13 protein-coding genes, 1 pseudogene and 1 riboswitch are annotated in these 14,059 nt (G+C 71.9%); of the genes and pseudogenes, 6 read left to right on the top strand and 8 right to left on the bottom strand.

Annotation, left to right across the window (positions count from 1 at the left end):
* Positions 1–45: 45 nt before the first annotated feature.
* The 6 genes from QIS96_RS16710 to QIS96_RS16685 form a co-directional block, all read right to left on the bottom strand.
* Entirely contained in the window at positions 46–747 is a 702-nt protein-coding gene (locus tag QIS96_RS16710) for a hypothetical protein (protein ID WP_282543395.1), read from the bottom strand.
* A 37-nt stretch (positions 748–784) separates the two neighbouring features.
* Positions 785–2,047, bottom strand: coding sequence for a putative T7SS-secreted protein (locus QIS96_RS16705; protein ID WP_282543394.1), 1,263 nt, complete (start codon positions 2,045–2,047; stop codon positions 785–787).
* A complete protein-coding gene (locus QIS96_RS16700; protein WP_282543393.1) occupies positions 2,048–2,368 on the bottom strand; it encodes a hypothetical protein in 321 nt (106 codons plus the stop codon). It abuts the gene before it with no gap.
* A 118-nt stretch (positions 2,369–2,486) separates the two neighbouring features.
* The gene (locus QIS96_RS16695; RefSeq protein WP_282543392.1) at positions 2,487–3,218 is read right to left on the bottom strand and encodes an isocitrate lyase/PEP mutase family protein; all 732 of its coding nucleotides are present in this window, start codon (positions 3,216–3,218) and stop codon (positions 2,487–2,489) included.
* On the bottom strand, positions 3,209–3,667 hold the full coding sequence (locus QIS96_RS16690) for a carboxymuconolactone decarboxylase family protein (RefSeq protein ID WP_282543391.1): 459 nt from the start codon (positions 3,665–3,667) through the stop codon (positions 3,209–3,211). Before QIS96_RS16690 ends, QIS96_RS16695 begins: the two co-directional genes overlap by 10 nt.
* Entirely contained in the window at positions 3,664–4,116 is a 453-nt protein-coding gene (locus tag QIS96_RS16685) for a carboxymuconolactone decarboxylase family protein (RefSeq protein ID WP_282543486.1), read from the bottom strand. The genes QIS96_RS16690 and QIS96_RS16685 overlap by 4 nt, the downstream gene beginning before the upstream one ends.
* A gap of 185 nt (positions 4,117–4,301) precedes the next feature.
* Between QIS96_RS16685 and pdxR the strand changes: the two genes are divergently transcribed.
* A complete protein-coding gene (pdxR, locus tag QIS96_RS16680) occupies positions 4,302–5,789 on the top strand; it encodes a MocR-like pyridoxine biosynthesis transcription factor PdxR (RefSeq protein ID WP_282543390.1) in 1,488 nt (495 codons plus the stop codon).
* A 779-nt stretch (positions 5,790–6,568) separates the two neighbouring features.
* Here pdxR and QIS96_RS16675 read toward each other — a convergent pair.
* Positions 6,569–7,403 (bottom strand): annotated as a pseudogene (locus QIS96_RS16675) (hypothetical protein).
* Between the two features lie 202 nt (positions 7,404–7,605).
* On the opposite strand from QIS96_RS16675, the gene QIS96_RS16670 reads away from it, so the two are divergent.
* Both QIS96_RS16670 and QIS96_RS16665 read left to right on the top strand, forming a co-directional pair.
* Positions 7,606–7,923, top strand: a complete 318-nt coding sequence (locus tag QIS96_RS16670; RefSeq protein WP_282543485.1) for a hypothetical protein — start codon at positions 7,606–7,608, stop codon at positions 7,921–7,923.
* Positions 7,924–7,926: 3 nt separating this feature from the next.
* Entirely contained in the window at positions 7,927–9,111 is a 1,185-nt protein-coding gene (locus QIS96_RS16665) for a glutathionylspermidine synthase family protein (RefSeq protein WP_282543389.1), read from the top strand.
* A gap of 45 nt (positions 9,112–9,156) precedes the next feature.
* Here QIS96_RS16665 and rocD read toward each other — a convergent pair whose 3' ends face one another.
* Positions 9,157–10,362, bottom strand: a complete 1,206-nt coding sequence (gene rocD, locus QIS96_RS16660) for an ornithine--oxo-acid transaminase (protein WP_282543388.1) — start codon at positions 10,360–10,362, stop codon at positions 9,157–9,159.
* Between the two features lie 119 nt (positions 10,363–10,481).
* Positions 10,482–10,568: riboswitch (ZMP/ZTP riboswitch) on the top strand.
* Positions 10,569–10,638: 70 nt separating this feature from the next.
* Here rocD and QIS96_RS16655 point away from each other — a divergent pair.
* The 3 genes from QIS96_RS16655 (at position 10,639) to QIS96_RS16645 (ending at position 14,045) form a co-directional block, all read left to right on the top strand.
* Positions 10,639–12,090 carry a glycine hydroxymethyltransferase gene (locus QIS96_RS16655; protein ID WP_282543387.1) on the top strand — a complete coding sequence of 484 codons (1,452 nt, stop codon included), beginning with the start codon at positions 10,639–10,641 and terminating at the stop codon, positions 12,088–12,090.
* A 260-nt stretch (positions 12,091–12,350) separates the two neighbouring features.
* Positions 12,351–13,370 carry a tryptophan--tRNA ligase gene (trpS, locus tag QIS96_RS16650; protein WP_408907199.1) on the top strand — a complete coding sequence of 340 codons (1,020 nt, stop codon included), beginning with the start codon at positions 12,351–12,353 and terminating at the stop codon, positions 13,368–13,370.
* An 84-nt stretch (positions 13,371–13,454) separates the two neighbouring features.
* The gene (locus QIS96_RS16645) at positions 13,455–14,045 is read left to right on the top strand and encodes a 2'-5' RNA ligase family protein (RefSeq protein ID WP_282543385.1); all 591 of its coding nucleotides are present in this window, start codon (positions 13,455–13,457) and stop codon (positions 14,043–14,045) included.
* Positions 14,046–14,059 lie beyond the last annotated feature (14 nt).

The raw sequence follows: 14,059 nt of genomic DNA, 5'->3' as shown, positions 1-14,059 counted from the left end.
CGTAACTCCTTTTCGTACGGGATCGTGCCGATCGTGCGGGGCGGCTCATCCGAAGTCGCTCTGCACCTGCTGGGCCGCGCTGCCCGGCGCCGGCGCCTCCTCCGCCTCCGGCACGGTACGCGAGGGGTCGGTGTACGACAGCGAGTGGGCGATGCCGAGCAGCACGTCGCGGTAGTCGTCGGCCAGGTGCACCGCCGACGTGACCAGCTGCAGCAGGACGATGTCGTGCCCGCCCGGCCCGGTGACGGCCACCGTGCCCTGCCAGACCGGCTCCATGTGCGGGCCGTCGCTGCCCTCGGGCGGGCGGCCCGGGGCGAGCGTGCGGCGCTTCTGCTCGGCCAGGAAGCCGAGCCCGCAGGGCAGTTCGAGGGGCCGCATGCCGACGTCGGGATTGTCGCCGGCGGTGCCGGCGAGTCCCGCGATGACCAGCTTCGCGTTACCGCCCGACGACGGCACGGTGGTCACGGTGAGCACGGACGAGACCAGCTCGCCGTTCTCGTCGGGGTGCAGGCCGACGGCGCAGCTCTGCACGCGCTGGGCGTTCAGGGCGCCCACGGTGGCGGTGTAGAAGCGCAGCACCTCTTCCGCACGGTCGCGTTCCTCCCCGGGCAGCGTGACGAGCTGCCGGAGGAGTTCGACGACGCCTTCCAGTGGCGGGTCGAGGTCGATCTGGGCGTAGCCGTGCGGCAGCCCGTACCAGAGGGACGGCGTGCGGGCGGGCCCGGCGCTCGTCGAGAGTTCCGTCACGGGGCGGTGGTCCTTTCCAGGGCCGGGGACATCGGCATCACGCCCAGCCCAGGAGTCCGGCGATGCTGTGTGCGGTGGCGGCGGCCTTCGTGCCCTCGGCCGCGTTGTGCTCGGCGCCGTCCTTGTCGACCAGGCCGAGGCTCTCCGCGGAGGAGATCAGGTTCGCGCCGACGTTGAGGCCGTTGGCGGTGATCTCGCCCATCAGCTTGGCCGAGCCGCCGGCCGACTCGCCGGCCGCGCGCCAGGCGTCGGCGACGTCGTCGGTGGCGTTCTTCGAGAAGGCCGGGACGATCTCCTTGAAGAAGGCGCCCGCCTTCTCGCTGTTGGACACCGCGACACCCCAGCGGGTGGCGTCCGCGACACCTTCGGTGACTTCCTTGGCGGCCATACCGAGGGCCTTGCCGCCCGGGATCATGCCGACGGTGTCACCGGCGAGCGACGCCCAGGCGGCGAAGGTGTCCATGCCGCTGCCGCCGCCCATCAGCTGACTTCGGAACTCCGGATCGGCGAGGTTCTTGCCCATGGACGCGGCGCTGGCCACCACGGCGATGCCGGCGAACAGCGGGGTGAGCGGCGTCGGGAAGAGCGCGAGCAGACCAGCTATGGCACCGATGGTGCCGGCGTGTTCGAGCAGGAACTCGCCGACCGACTTGAGGACGTCCCCGACCTTGCTCCAGAAGCCGGGCTCGTCGGGCGCCTTCTTCGTGGAACCGTCGAGCGCCTTCGCGACGGTCTCGGCCTGGTCGGCGTGCTGGGTCTCCAGCGTCTTGATCTTGCGGTCGATGTCCTCGTACTCGGCGTTCGCCTTGGTCAGTGCGACGGACGCCTCGTTGAGACTCTGCTCGGCCGAACGCATCCGGGCGGTGGCGGCGTCGGCCTCGGCCTGGCTCGGGTACTGCTTGGCCGGGGTCAGGTCGGGGTGCTTCGCGGCCTGCTCGTACGAGCCCTTCGCCTTCTCCGCCGCGGACCTCTTCTCGGCGATGTCGGCGTCGTACTTCTGCGCCAGCTCGCGGTTGGAGGCGAGATGGCCGTCCCAGTTGTGCAGCTGGGAGGCGGCGGTCTGCAGGGAAGTCGCGGCTTCCTTGAGGTACTTGGGGAGATCGCCGTCGAGGGTCTTGCGGAACTGCTCGGCGGCGTCGCCCTGCCAGTAGCTGGACTCGCCGAGCAGCTTCTGCAGCTGCTGGTGGCAGGTGTCGAGCGCGGTGGCCGCCGTGGCCACCTTCTTCTGGAGACCGGTGACCTCGGTGGGTATGCCGGGTACGGGATTCCAGCCGATGTTGGGGTACGGGTTCGCCGCCATTTACTGGGCACCCCCGGACGTGCCCGACTTCTCGATGTGCTTGAGGGCCTTCTCCAAGGCCTCTTCGACCTCTTCGTAGCCCTTCTTGTTGGCCTTCACGCCCTCGCTGATGGCGTCGATCATCTTCTTGGTCTGCTCGGCGCCGTACTTCCACTCGTCCTGGAACTTGTCGCAGGCCTCGTCGAGCCGCGGTGTGCCGATCTGGTCGGCCCGCACATGCTGCAGAGCGGTACGTGCCTCGTTCAGTTCCCGTACGCACCCTTCGAGGTTTTTGAGGAACTCTGCGAGTTGACCGACGTCTGTCTTGAAATGATCCCCCATGGACCGACTGTCTCCCCGTGTGTCGAGCGGTCGAAAAGGCCCCGCGGCCGAGCCGCAGCCCCGCCCGGCACGATACCTTCGTCGAACAAGCGCTCAGGCAGCGGTCGGCAGGTAATCGTCACCATTCCTGCACTTCCCGCGCGATCTCTCCCGCCGCCCCCATCACTCGTCGCAGCAGCCCCGGTCCGAACGTCACCCGAGAAGCGCCGAGTTGGCCGAGTTCGCGTGGGCTCGGGCCGTCGTCCAGAAGCGCGAAGGCGTTCAGTGGGGCCGGGATCGCTGTGCGCAGGTCCGGGAGGTGGTCCGGTGGGCACAGGATGGGGTAGATCGAGTCCGCGCCCGCCTCCACGTACAGCCGGCCGCGGCGCGCGGTCTCCTCGATGTCCGGCACGCCCTGTACGTACGTATCCACGCGGGCGTTGACGAAGAGGGCGTCGCCGGCCGCCGAACGCACGGCGGCCAGCCAATCCGCTTGCCGTTCCGGGTCGTTGAGGGCGCCCGACGGGTCCGAGTCCTCCAGGTTGACGCCGACCGCGCCCGCCTCCAGGGCGCGCTCGACGAGTTCCCGGGCCGGCAGGCCGTATCCCGACTCCAGGTCCGCGGAGACGGGGATGCCGAACTCCGCGACGGCGCGGGTGATCCGGGTGACCGCGGCGAACATCTCGTCGGCCGGGGTGGCCCCGTCCTCGTGGCCGAGGGACTCCGCGATGCCCGCGCTCGGCGTCGCCAGGGCCGGGAAGCCCGCCGCGGCGAAGGCGCGGGCGCTGGCCGCGTCCCAGGGGCCGGGGAGGATCAGCGGGTCGTCGGGGGCGCGGTCGTGGTGCAGGGCTCGGAAGGTGGTCACGTCCATGCGGGGCCTCCGGGTTGGATGCGGCGGGCGACCATCAGGCGGTTCCAGGAGTTGATCGCCGTGATCACCCCGATGAGGTGGGCGAGTTCGCGGTCGTCGAAGTGCGCGGCGGCCGTCGCGTACACCTCGTCCGGGACGAAGCCCGTCGTCGTGAGCTCCGTGACCGCCTCCGTGAGGGCGAGCGCCGCGCGTTCGCGGTCCGTGTACGTGCCGGTCGTCTCCTCCCACGTACCGAGGAGGTCCAGGCGGTCCGCCGACTCGCCGGCCTTGCGCGCCAGCGTCAGATGCATGTCGAGGCAGAACGCGCAGCGGTTGATCTGCGAGGCCCGGATCATGACGAGCTCGGCGAGCGTGCCGTCGCCGAGCCCGCGCTTGGCGGCGGCGCTCAGCGCCTGCATCGACTCGCGGAATTCGGTGGGGAGTTCGGTGGTGCGGGGGTACGGCCTCATGAGCGGGCCGCCGCGGGCCGGTAGTGGCCCGGCACCTTGCGGGTGGCGACGCTGAACCGGTTCCAGGCGTTGATCGTCGTGATCGCCGCGATCAGCTGGGCGAGTTCGGCCTCCTCGAACTCCTTCGCGGCCCGCCCGTACACCTCGTCCGGCACGAAGCCCTCCGTCAACACCGTGACGGCCTCGGTGAGTTCGATCGCCGCGATCTCCTTGCGCGTATAGAAGTGCTTCGACTCCTCCCAGGCGCTCAGCTGCACGATCCGCTCCACCGACTCGCCCTCGGCGAGCGCGTCCTTGGTGTGCATGTCGAGGCAGAACGCGCAGTGGTTGATCTGCGAGGCGCGGATCTTGACCAGGTGGTAAAGGGCCGGGTCGAGGCCCTGACGCGCGGCCTTCTCCAGCTGCCACATCGCCTTGTACACATCGGGGGCGAGCTTGGCCCACTCCATGCGGGGGGTGTGCTCGGGGGCGAAGTCGTGCCGCACATGGCCGCCGGCGCTCTCACCACCGCTTACCGGCTCGTCGCTCACAGCCTTGCCGCTCACAGGCTTGTCGCCTGCGGGCTCGTCGCTCAGGAACTTGCTCATGAACCCGACCCTACGAAGCCGATGGCCCAGGCGTATGGTCCATTTCCATGGCTGATTCATGGGCCACTCTGCCGGGCTCCGGCTCCGGCTCCGGCTCCGGCTCCGGCTCCGGCTCCGGCTCCGGCTCCGGCTCCGGCGACAGCGGCGTCGACCTGCATGTGGACATCCGCGGACCCGGCGTCCGCAAGGGCCTCACCGACGCCCTGCGCGAGGCCGTGCGCGGCGGCCGGCTCGCCCCCGGCACCCGGCTGCCGTCCTCCCGCACCCTCGCCGCCGACCTGGGCGTCGCCCGCAACACCGTCGCCCACGCCTACGCCGACCTGGTCGCCGAGGGCTGGCTCACCGCGCGCCAGGGCTCCGGCACCCGTGTCGCCGAGCGCGCCGTCAGCCGCCCGGCCACCGCCCCGCCCCCGCGCCGCACACCGGGCCCCGCGCGCCACGACCTGAGCCCCGGCAACCCCGACGTGTCCGCGTTCCCGCGCGCCGAGTGGCTCAAGGCCGCCCGCAAGGCCGTTTCCGCCGCGCCCAACGAGGCCTTCGGGTACGGGGATCCGCGCGGCCGCGTCGAACTGCGCACCGCGCTCGCCGACTACCTGGCGCGCGCCCGCGGCGTCCACGCCGACCCGGACCGCATCGTCGTCTGCTCCGGCGCCGCCCACGGCCTGATGCTGCTCGCCCGCGTACTGCGCGAGCGCCGCGGCCACGGGTCCGCGGCCGTCGCCGTCGAGTCGTACGGCCTCGACGTGCACCGCGAACTCCTCGCCGCCGCGGGCCTGCGCACACCCCCGCTGCCGTACGACGAACGGGCCACCCGCACCGGCGAGTTGACGCGGCTTCGCCCCGACGCGGTGCTGCTCACGCCCGCCCACCAGTTCCCGCTCGGCGTCGCGCTGCCGCCGGAGCGGCGTGCGGAGGCGGTCGACTGGGCGCGGCGCTCCGGCGGGCTGATCCTGGAGGACGACTACGACGGCGAGTTCCGCTACGACCGGCAGCCGGTCGGCGCGCTGCAGGGCCTCGACCCCGACCGGGTGGTGTACCTCGGCACCGCGAGCAAGTCCCTCGCCCCGGCGCTGCGGCTCGGCTGGCTGGTCCTGCCCGCCGGGCTCGCCGCCGAGGTCGCACGCGCCAAGGGGCCCTCGGACTGGGCCTGTGGCGCGATCGACCAGCTGACCCTCGCCGAGTTCCTGACCTCGGGGGCGTACGACCGCCACGTACGCGCCGCCCGCCTGCGCTACCGGCGCCGCCGCGACGAACTCGTGGCCGCCCTTGGCGCGCGGGTGCCCGGGGTGCGGGTGAGCGGGATCGCGGCGGGGCTGCACGCGGTGCTCGAACTCCCGGGAGTCAGCGAGGAGTCGGCGATCCGGGCGGCGGCGTGGCACGGCCTCACCGTCCTCGGCCTCGACCGCTTCCGCCACCCGGAGGCGCCGCCCGCTCCCGGCCGATCGGCACTGGTCGTGGGGTACGGGACGCCGGCGGATCACGGGTGGGCGGGGGCGGTGGGGGCGCTGTGCGATGCGCTGGCCGCGATCACGTGACCCTCGCCCGTCCCGCCCGCGCGGGACAACTCCCGGGCTTGCACCCCCAGCCCCTGCTTCCGACCACTGCGGCCCGGCCCCTGCTCCCGGGCACTGCGGCCCGGCCCTGCCACCGGACGCTGCCGCCTCCAGCCCTGCTTCCGGACGCTGTCCCACGGCCTCCCTTCTAGCCCCCGCACCTGCCCGGGGCTGCCGCCCCCGGACCCGGGCCGTCGTTCGGCTGCCCGTTTCGTCGTGGCTGGTCGCGCAGTTCCCCGCGCCCCTGACGGGGCTGCGCCCCCAGCCCCCCCGCCTCGGGGCTTCGCCCCGGCCCCCGGCTGTCGTTTGGCTGCCGCGCCGTCGTGGCTGGTCGCGCAGTTCCCCGCGGCCCTGTCGGGGCGCCATCGCAGCCCCAGATCGGAAAGTTCGGCCCCCGAGTCAGCAACAATCCAGCCCCCCCGCATCTGAGGGCAGGGCCAAACCGCACCCCCTGGTATCTGGGGAAATCTGCCCACGGCATCTGAGGGGCAGGGGCAAGCCCAGCGCCCCAGGCATCCGCGGGCGGGGCCAAATTCAGCCTCGCCGGCGTTTGAGGAGCGGGGGTCCGGGGGCGGAGCCCCCGTAGCCGACGGCAGTCTTTCGGGAAGGGGCAGGGCGGGGATCAGAAACGGGGTCCGGGGCGGAGCCCCGTGGTGGTGGGGGGCGGGGGCGGCAGCCCCGGGCCGGGGGCCGGGGGCGGAGTCCCCGGAGCTGTCCGCAGGGCTTTCGGGAAGGGGCGGGGAGGGGAGTGAAAAACAAAGTCACCCCGCAGGCCGAGCCCCCGCCGGAGCCTCCCCGAACCGTGCCAGCCCCAACGCCCCCGCGACCGCCACCAAGAAGCCGAGGATCGCCAGCCAGGCAAGGCCCTCGCGGGTGCGGTCGCCCAGCCACGCCACGCCGACGACCGCGGGCCCGACCGTCTCGCCGAGCACGAGCCCCGCCGTGACCGTGGTCACGGACCCCCGCTGCAGTGCGGACGTGAGGAGCAGGAACGCCGCACCCCCACCGACAAGGAGCGCGTACGTCGCCGGCTCGGCGATCAGCACCCGCGGAGCCAGGGAGTCGATGAGCCGCACCGACACCTCCACCACCCCGAACCCGCACCCCGACCCGAGCCCGAGCAGCAGCGCCCGCGCCCGCCCCGGCAGCCGCCCCGCGACCACGCCGACCAGCAGCACGCCGACCGCCGCGCCGAGCATCGCGTACGAGAGGGCCGTCGAGCCGGGGCGCGCGCCCTCCGGGCCTGAGGCGAGCCCGAGCATCGCGAGCCCCGCGACCACCACCCCGACCGCCGCCCACTCGGCGCCGCTCAGCCGCACCCGGAGCAGCCACGAAGCGACCACCGCCGTCACCGCGAGGCTCGCGGCGAGCGCGGCCCCCACCGCGTAGATGGGGATGGACCGCAGCGCGACGATCTGCAGGACGAAGCCGAGGAGGTCCAGGGTGAGACCGGCGAGATAGCGCCACTGGCGCAGGGAGCGGAGCAGCAGCGGGGTCGACGCCGGAGCCCGTGCCGGGGGCGACCGCGCGGGCCGCGACGGCCTGGAGGACGGAGGCCGTGCCGTAGCAGACCGCGGAACCCAGCGCGCAAACCATCCCAATCAGCACGAACCAACAGTAGTCAGCGACCCTGACAAGGGGTCAGCTTGCGGCCTCGCGGGGGCGGTTCTCTACGCTGGCGGGAGTCGAACACCACGTACGGACAACGGACGGACAGCGGGGGAGTGGCCGGATCATGACGATCGGGACGAACGTCGAGACAGCGATCGAAACGGCGCCCGACACGGGCAAGCGGCGCATGGGCGCCAAGCCGAGCAAGTCGAGCAACCCGCGCAAGCTGCGCTCCAGCACGGTGATCCTCGGCGGCATGGGCCTCCTCGCCGTCTCGCTCAGCGCCTGCGGCTCCGAGCCGGACAAGCGCTGCGTGGACCCCATGTCCCGCAAGCAGCTGCCGAGTTACGAGTGCAAGGGCGGCGGCAGCAGCAGCGGCAGTGGCGGCAGCGGCTCGTACTACTACGGCGGCAGCTCCAAGAACGGCAAGGTCGAGGGCGGCAGCTTCGACAAGTCGTCCGTGTCCCGCGGCGGCTTCGGCTGCTCCTCCTCCAGCGGCGGCTGACCCGTGGAGCGCCGCACGACCGAACCCCGCGAGGGCTGGCAGCAGACGGTCGAGGAGCAGGGCTGCATCTACCCGCTGACCCGCTACCCGGACGACTCGCTGCGCCCGTACTGGGACGAGAGCGCGTACTACGTCTTCTCGCTGCCGGAGGTCGAGGCCCTGGAGGAGGTCGTCGAGGAGCTACACGGCATGTGCCTGGCCGCGGCCGCGCACATCGTCGAGCAGGACCGCTTCGCCGACCTCGGCATCACCGACCCGCGCCTCGCATCCCTGATCGCGGAGGCCTGGCGGCGCAGGGACGAACTCCCGTCCGTGTACGGGCGGTTCGACCTGCGGTACGACGGCACGGGCCCGGCCAAGATGCTGGAGTACAACGCGGACACCCCCACCTCGCTCGTCGAGGCGGCGAGCCCGCAGTGGTTCTGGATGGAGGAGCGCTTCCCCGGCGCCGACCAGTGGAACTCGCTGCACGAGCGGCTGATCGACGCCTGGAAGAAGCAGGCCTCGCTGCTCCCGCCGGGCAGCCCGCTGTACTTCGCGCACTCCAACGGCGACGAGCTGGGCGAGGACCTGATGACGGTCGCGTACCTGCGTGAGACCGCGCAGCAGGCCGGCATCGAGACCGAGGCCATCTCGATGGAGGACATCGGCTGGGACCGGATCTCCGGCCGGTTCGTGGACGAGAAGCTCCGCTTCATCCGCAGCTGCTTCAAGCTCTACCCGTGGGAGTGGCTGGCCACCGACCCGTTCGGCCCGCAGGTCCTGGACACCCTGGACAACGGCGGCGGCACCGGCACCACCCTGTGGATCGAGCCGGCCTGGAAGATGCTGCTCTCCAACAAGGCGCTCCTCGCGATCCTCTGGGAGCTGTACCCGGGCCACCCCAACCTGCTGCCCGCCTACCTCGACGGCCCCCGCGAGCTGGCCGCCGAGGGCGGGTACGTGGCGAAGCCGCTGCTCGGCCGCGAGGGCGCCGGCGTCACCGTGCACGAGTCGGGCGCGGAGCCGGAGCTGCGCGACGAGCCGTGCTGCTACCAGGAGTTGGCCCCGCTGCCCGACTTCGACGGCAACCGCGTGGTGCTCGGCGCGTGGGTCGTCGAGGACGAGGCGGCGGGGCTCGGCATCCGGGAGTCGTCGGGTCTGATCACCGACGAGTACGCGCGGTTCCTGCCGCACGTGATCCTGTAGCGCCCGCTGCGGGCGGGCTCACCCGGTTCACCTGGTTCGCCGGGTCTACTTCGTGAGTACCGCCCGCAGCTGGTCGAGCCCCCAGTCCAGGTCCTCCTTGGAGATCACCAGGGGCGGCGCGATCCGGATGGTCGACCCGTGCGTGTCCTTCACGAGCACGCCCCGCTCCATCAGCTTCTCGGAGATCTCCCGGCCCGTGCCGTACGACGGGTCGATGTCGACGCCCGCCCACAGTCCGCGCCCGCGCACCTCGCGGACCGCGCCGCCGCCGACGAGCAGGTTCAGCTCGCGGTGCAGATGCTCGCCCAACTCCGTTGCCCGCTCCTGGAATTCACCGGTGCGCAGCATCGCGATCACCTCAAGGGCGACCGCGCACGCCAGAGGGTTCCCGCCGAAGGTCGAGCCGTGCTCGCCCGGCTTGTAGATCCCGAGCACGTCCGCCGACGCCACCACCGCCGACACCGGCACGACGCCGCCGCCGAGCGCCTTGCCGAGCACGTACATGTCGGGCACGACGCCCTCGTGCTCGCACGCGAAGGTCTTTCCCGTACGGCCGAGGCCCGACTGGATCTCGTCGGCGATGAACAGGACGTCCAGCTCCCGGGTCAGCTCGCGCACGCCCGCGAGGTACCCGGCCGGCGGCACGAGGACGCCCGCCTCGCCCTGGATCGGTTCGAGCAGCACGGCCACCGTGTTGTCGGTGACGGCCGCCCGCATGGCCTCCAGGTCGCCGTACGGCACGATCTCGAAGCCCGGCGTGTACGGGCCGAAGTCGGCGCGGGCCTCCTGGTCCGTGGAGAAGCTGATGATCGTCGTCGTACGGCCGTGGAAGTTGTCGGCCGCGACGACGATCTTCGCGGTGCCGTCGAGGAGGCCCTTGGTGCGGTAGCCCCACTTCCGGGCGGTCTTCACCGCCGTCTCGACGGCCTCCGCGCCCGTGTTCATGGGCAGCACCATGTCCATGCCGCACAGCTCGGCGAGCTGCGTGCAGAAGTCCGCGAAGCGGTCGTGGTGGAAGGCCCGCGAGGTCAGCGTGACCCGCTCCAGCTGGGCGCGGGCCGCGTCGAGGAGGCGCCGGTTGCCGTGCCCGAAGTTCAGCGCCGAGTACCCGGCGAGCATGTCGAGGTAGCGGCGGCCCTCGACGTCGGTCATCCAGGCGCCTTCGGCCGTGGCGACGACCACGGGCAGCGGGTGGTAGTTGTGCGCGCTGTGGGCGTCGGCCGACGCGATGGCCTGTTCCGTACGGGACACGGGATCTCCGTTCGTCGTGGAGCTAGGGACCCACGGGGGGCGGGATGTTCCCCCCATGCCTATCGTCGCTCGCATGACGGACGAGGAAACCTCGCCCGCCGTGCACGCCGGTAAGGTGAGCAGCGGGCCGTGACTGGCGCGCTGAGATGGGGTCAACCATCGGGGAGCGGTCCGTGAACTGTGTGCCGTGCGCCTGGGCCGTACCGAGAACGTCGTACGAGACCGTACGAAGCGTCGTACCGACAACGACCGTCACCGCGTCCGGAGGTCCCCACCATGTCCGCCACCCCGCCCCGCTCCACGGAGTCGACCGCGTTCCGCAGCGCCCTCGACGTGATCCGCGGCGTCGAGCCCCGCGTCGCCGACGCCATCGGCCAGGAGCTCGCCGACCAGCGCGAGATGCTCAAGCTGATCGCCTCGGAGAACTACGCATCGCCGGCCACGCTGCTCGCCATGGGCAACTGGTTCAGCGACAAGTACGCCGAGGGCACCGTCGGCCGCCGTTTCTACGCAGGCTGCCGCAACGTCGACACGGTCGAGGCGCTCGCCGCCGAGCACGCCCGCGAGCTGTTCGGCGCGCAGCACGCCTACGCCCAGCCGCACTCCGGCATCGACGCCAACCTGGTCGCGTTCTGGGCGATCCTCGCCGACCGCGTCGAGGCCCCGGCCCTGGCCGCGGCCGGCGTCCGCAACGTCAACGACCTCTCCGACGCCGACTGGGCCGAGCTGCGCAGCGCCTTCGGCAACCAGCGCATGCTCGGCATGTCCCTGGACGCGGGCGGCCATCTCACGCACGGCTTCCGCCCGAACATCTCGGGCAAGATGTTCGACCAGCGCTCCTACGGCACCGACCCGGCCACCGGTCTCATCGACTACGAGGCGCTGCGCGCCCAGGCCCGCGAGTTCAAGCCGCTGGTGATCGTCGCCGGATACTCGGCCTACCCGCGCCTGGTGAACTTCCGGATCATGCGGGAGATCGCCGACGAGGTCGGCGCGACGCTCATGGTCGACATGGCGCACTTCGCGGGCCTCGTCGCCGGCAAGGTCCTCACCGGCGACTTCGACCCGGTCCCGCACGCCCAGATCGTCACCACCACCACGCACAAGTCGCTGCGCGGCCCGCGCGGCGGCATGGTCCTGTGCGACGACAGCCTCAAGGACCAGGTGGACCGCGGCTGCCCGATGGTGCTCGGCGGCCCGCTGCCGCACGTCATGGCCGCCAAGGCCGTCGCCCTCGCCGAGGCCCGCCGCCCCGACTTCCAGGACTACGCGCAGCGCGTCGTCGACAACGCCCGCGCACTCGCCGAGGGCCTGATGCGGCGCGGCGCGACCCTGGTCACGGGCGGTACGGACAACCACCTGAACCTGATCGACGTGGCGTCCTCGTACGGCCTGACCGGACGCCAGGCGGAGGCCGCGCTGCTGGACTCCGGCGTGGTCACCAACCGCAACGCGATCCCGGCCGACCCGAACGGCGCCTGGTACACGTCGGGCATCCGCATCGGCACGCCGGCGCTGACGACGCGGGGGCTCGGGGGCGCGGAGATGGACGAGATCGCGGCTCTCATCGTCACGGTGCTTTCGGCTACGGAGCAGGGCAAGACGAGCAAGGGCGCGGTGTCCAAGGCCCAGCACGTCCTCGACGAGAAGACCTCCGACGAGGTGGCCCGCCGAGCCTCCGACCTGGTCGCGGGCTTCCCGCTGTACCCGGGCGTGGACCTGAGCTGATTTTCCCCCTCCCCGCCCCTTCCCGAAAGCCTCCGGCGGTGTTCGTTCGTCTACCGCGCCGTCGTGGCTGGTCGCGCAGTTCCCCGCGCCCCTTTTAACGGGCGCGGGGAACTGCGCAAACGGCGCCGCAGGCTTTCGGGAAGGGGCGGGGAGGGGATCCATGCGCGCGGAGCGCGAGCCAGGGGCCGGGGCGGAGCCCCGGGGCGGGGTGGGGGAGGCAACACCCAACCCGGCCCGAACAACGCCCCGCACCTGAGACAATGGCCAACATGGCCAACCGACCTCGCGTGCTCTCCGGAATCCAGCCCACCGCCGGCTCGTTCCACCTCGGCAACTACCTCGGCGCCGTCCGCCAGTGGGTCTCCCTGCAAGAGACCCACGACGCGTACTACATGGTCGTCGACCTGCACGCGATCACGGTCCCGCAGGACCCCGCGGAGCTGCGCGCCAACACCCGGCTCGCCGCCGCCCAGCTCCTCGCCGCCGGCCTGGACCCGGAGCGCTGCACCCTCTTCGTGCAGAGCCACGTGCCCGAGCACGCCCAGCTGGCCTGGGTCATGAACTGCCTCACCGGCTTCGGCGAGGCCTCCCGGATGACGCAGTTCAAGGACAAGTCGGCCAAGCAGGGCGCGGACCGTGCCTCCGTGGGCCTGTTCACGTACCCGATCCTGCAGGTCGCGGACATCCTCCTGTACCAGGCGAACGAGGTCCCGGTCGGTGAGGACCAGCGCCAGCACATCGAGCTGACCCGCGACCTCGCGGAGCGCTTCAACGGCCGCTTCGGCGAGACGTTCACGGTCCCGGCGCCGCACATCCTCAAGGAGACGGCGAAGATCTACGACCTGCAGGACCCGACGATCAAGATGAGCAAGTCGGCCTCCACGCCGAAGGGCCTCATCAACCTGCTCGACGAGCCCAAGGCCACGGCCAAGAAGGTCAAGAGCGCCGTCACCGACACGGACACCGAGATCCGCTTCGACCGCGAGGCCAAGCCGGGCGTGTCCAACCTGCTGAGCATCTACTCCACCCTCACCGGAGCGGGAATTCCGGAACTGGAGCAGAAGTACGTCGGCAAGGGCTACGGTGCGCTGAAGACAGACCTCGCCGAGGTCATGGTCGAGTTCGTGACCCCGTTCCGCGAGCGTACGCAGGAGTACCTCGACGACCCGGAGACGCTGGACTCGATCCTGGCCAAGGGCGCGGAGAAGGCCCGGTCCGTGGCGGCGGAGACGCTGGCCGCCACGTACGAGAAGGTCGGCTTCGTCCCGGCGAAGCACTGAACCCGAACCGAACGAACCAACCTCGGCCCCGGCACCGACCGCCGGGGCCCTTCACAGGTCAGTCGCACGACAGAGGAGAACGACGTGGGGACCGTAACGCTCGGCGTTTCGATCGCGGTCCCGGAGCCTCACGGCAGCCTGCTCCAGGAGCGGCGCGCGGGCTTCGGTGACCCCGCGGCACACGGCATTCCCACGCACGTCACGCTCCTGCCGCCGACCGAGGTGGACGCGGACAAGCTGCCCGCGATCGAGCGGCACCTCGAAGAGGTCGCCGCCGCCGGCCGGCCCTTCCCGATGCGGCTCTCCGGCACGGGCACGTTCCGCCCGCTGTCGCCGGTGGTCTTCGTGCAGGTCGCCGAGGGCGCCGAGGCCTGCACCTGGCTGCAGAAGCAGGTCCGCGACGCCTCCGGGCCGGTCGCGCGCGAGCTGCAGTTCCCGTACCACCCGCATGTCACGGTGGCGCACGGCATCGACGAGGCGGCCATGGACCGCGCCTTCGCCGAGCTCAGCGAGTACGCCGCCGAATGGCCCTGCACCGGCTTCGCGCTCTACGAGCAGGGCGCGGACGCCGTCTGGCGCAAGCTGCGCGACTTCTCCTTCGGCTCCGCGACGGTGCCGGCGCAGGGCGAGCCCAGGGACTCCTGCACCCCGCGCGGCCCCCTCTCCACGGCCTGACCCTCCGCCGCCTC

The sequence above is a fragment of the Streptomyces cavernicola genome, from assembly GCF_029968035.1.
Lineage (GTDB): Bacteria > Actinomycetota > Actinomycetes > Streptomycetales > Streptomycetaceae > Streptomyces > Streptomyces cavernicola.
The sequence above is the reverse complement of the archived record's forward strand: the minus strand, read 5'-3'. Positions and strand labels throughout refer to the sequence as shown.

Excerpts from the sequence above, each read along its gene's own strand:
- QIS96_RS16705 (WP_282543394.1), bottom strand. The coding sequence starts at position 2,047 with ATGGCGGCGAACCCGTACCCCAACATCGGCTGGAATCCCGTACCCGGC.
- QIS96_RS16700 (WP_282543393.1), bottom strand. The coding sequence starts at position 2,368 with ATGGGGGATCATTTCAAGACAGACGTCGGTCAACTCGCAGAGTTCCTC.
- QIS96_RS16695 (WP_282543392.1), bottom strand. The coding sequence starts at position 3,218 with ATGGACGTGACCACCTTCCGAGCCCTGCACCACGACCGCGCCCCCGAC.
- QIS96_RS16690 (WP_282543391.1), bottom strand. The coding sequence starts at position 3,667 with ATGAGGCCGTACCCCCGCACCACCGAACTCCCCACCGAATTCCGCGAG.
- QIS96_RS16685 (WP_282543486.1), bottom strand. The coding sequence starts at position 4,116 with ATGGAGTGGGCCAAGCTCGCCCCCGATGTGTACAAGGCGATGTGGCAG.
- pdxR (WP_282543390.1), top strand. The coding sequence starts at position 4,302 with ATGGCTGATTCATGGGCCACTCTGCCGGGCTCCGGCTCCGGCTCCGGC.
- QIS96_RS16670 (WP_282543485.1), top strand. The coding sequence starts at position 7,606 with ATGGGCGCCAAGCCGAGCAAGTCGAGCAACCCGCGCAAGCTGCGCTCC.
- QIS96_RS16655 (WP_282543387.1), top strand. The coding sequence starts at position 10,639 with ATGTCCGCCACCCCGCCCCGCTCCACGGAGTCGACCGCGTTCCGCAGC.
- trpS (WP_408907199.1), top strand. The coding sequence starts at position 12,351 with ATGGCCAACATGGCCAACCGACCTCGCGTGCTCTCCGGAATCCAGCCC.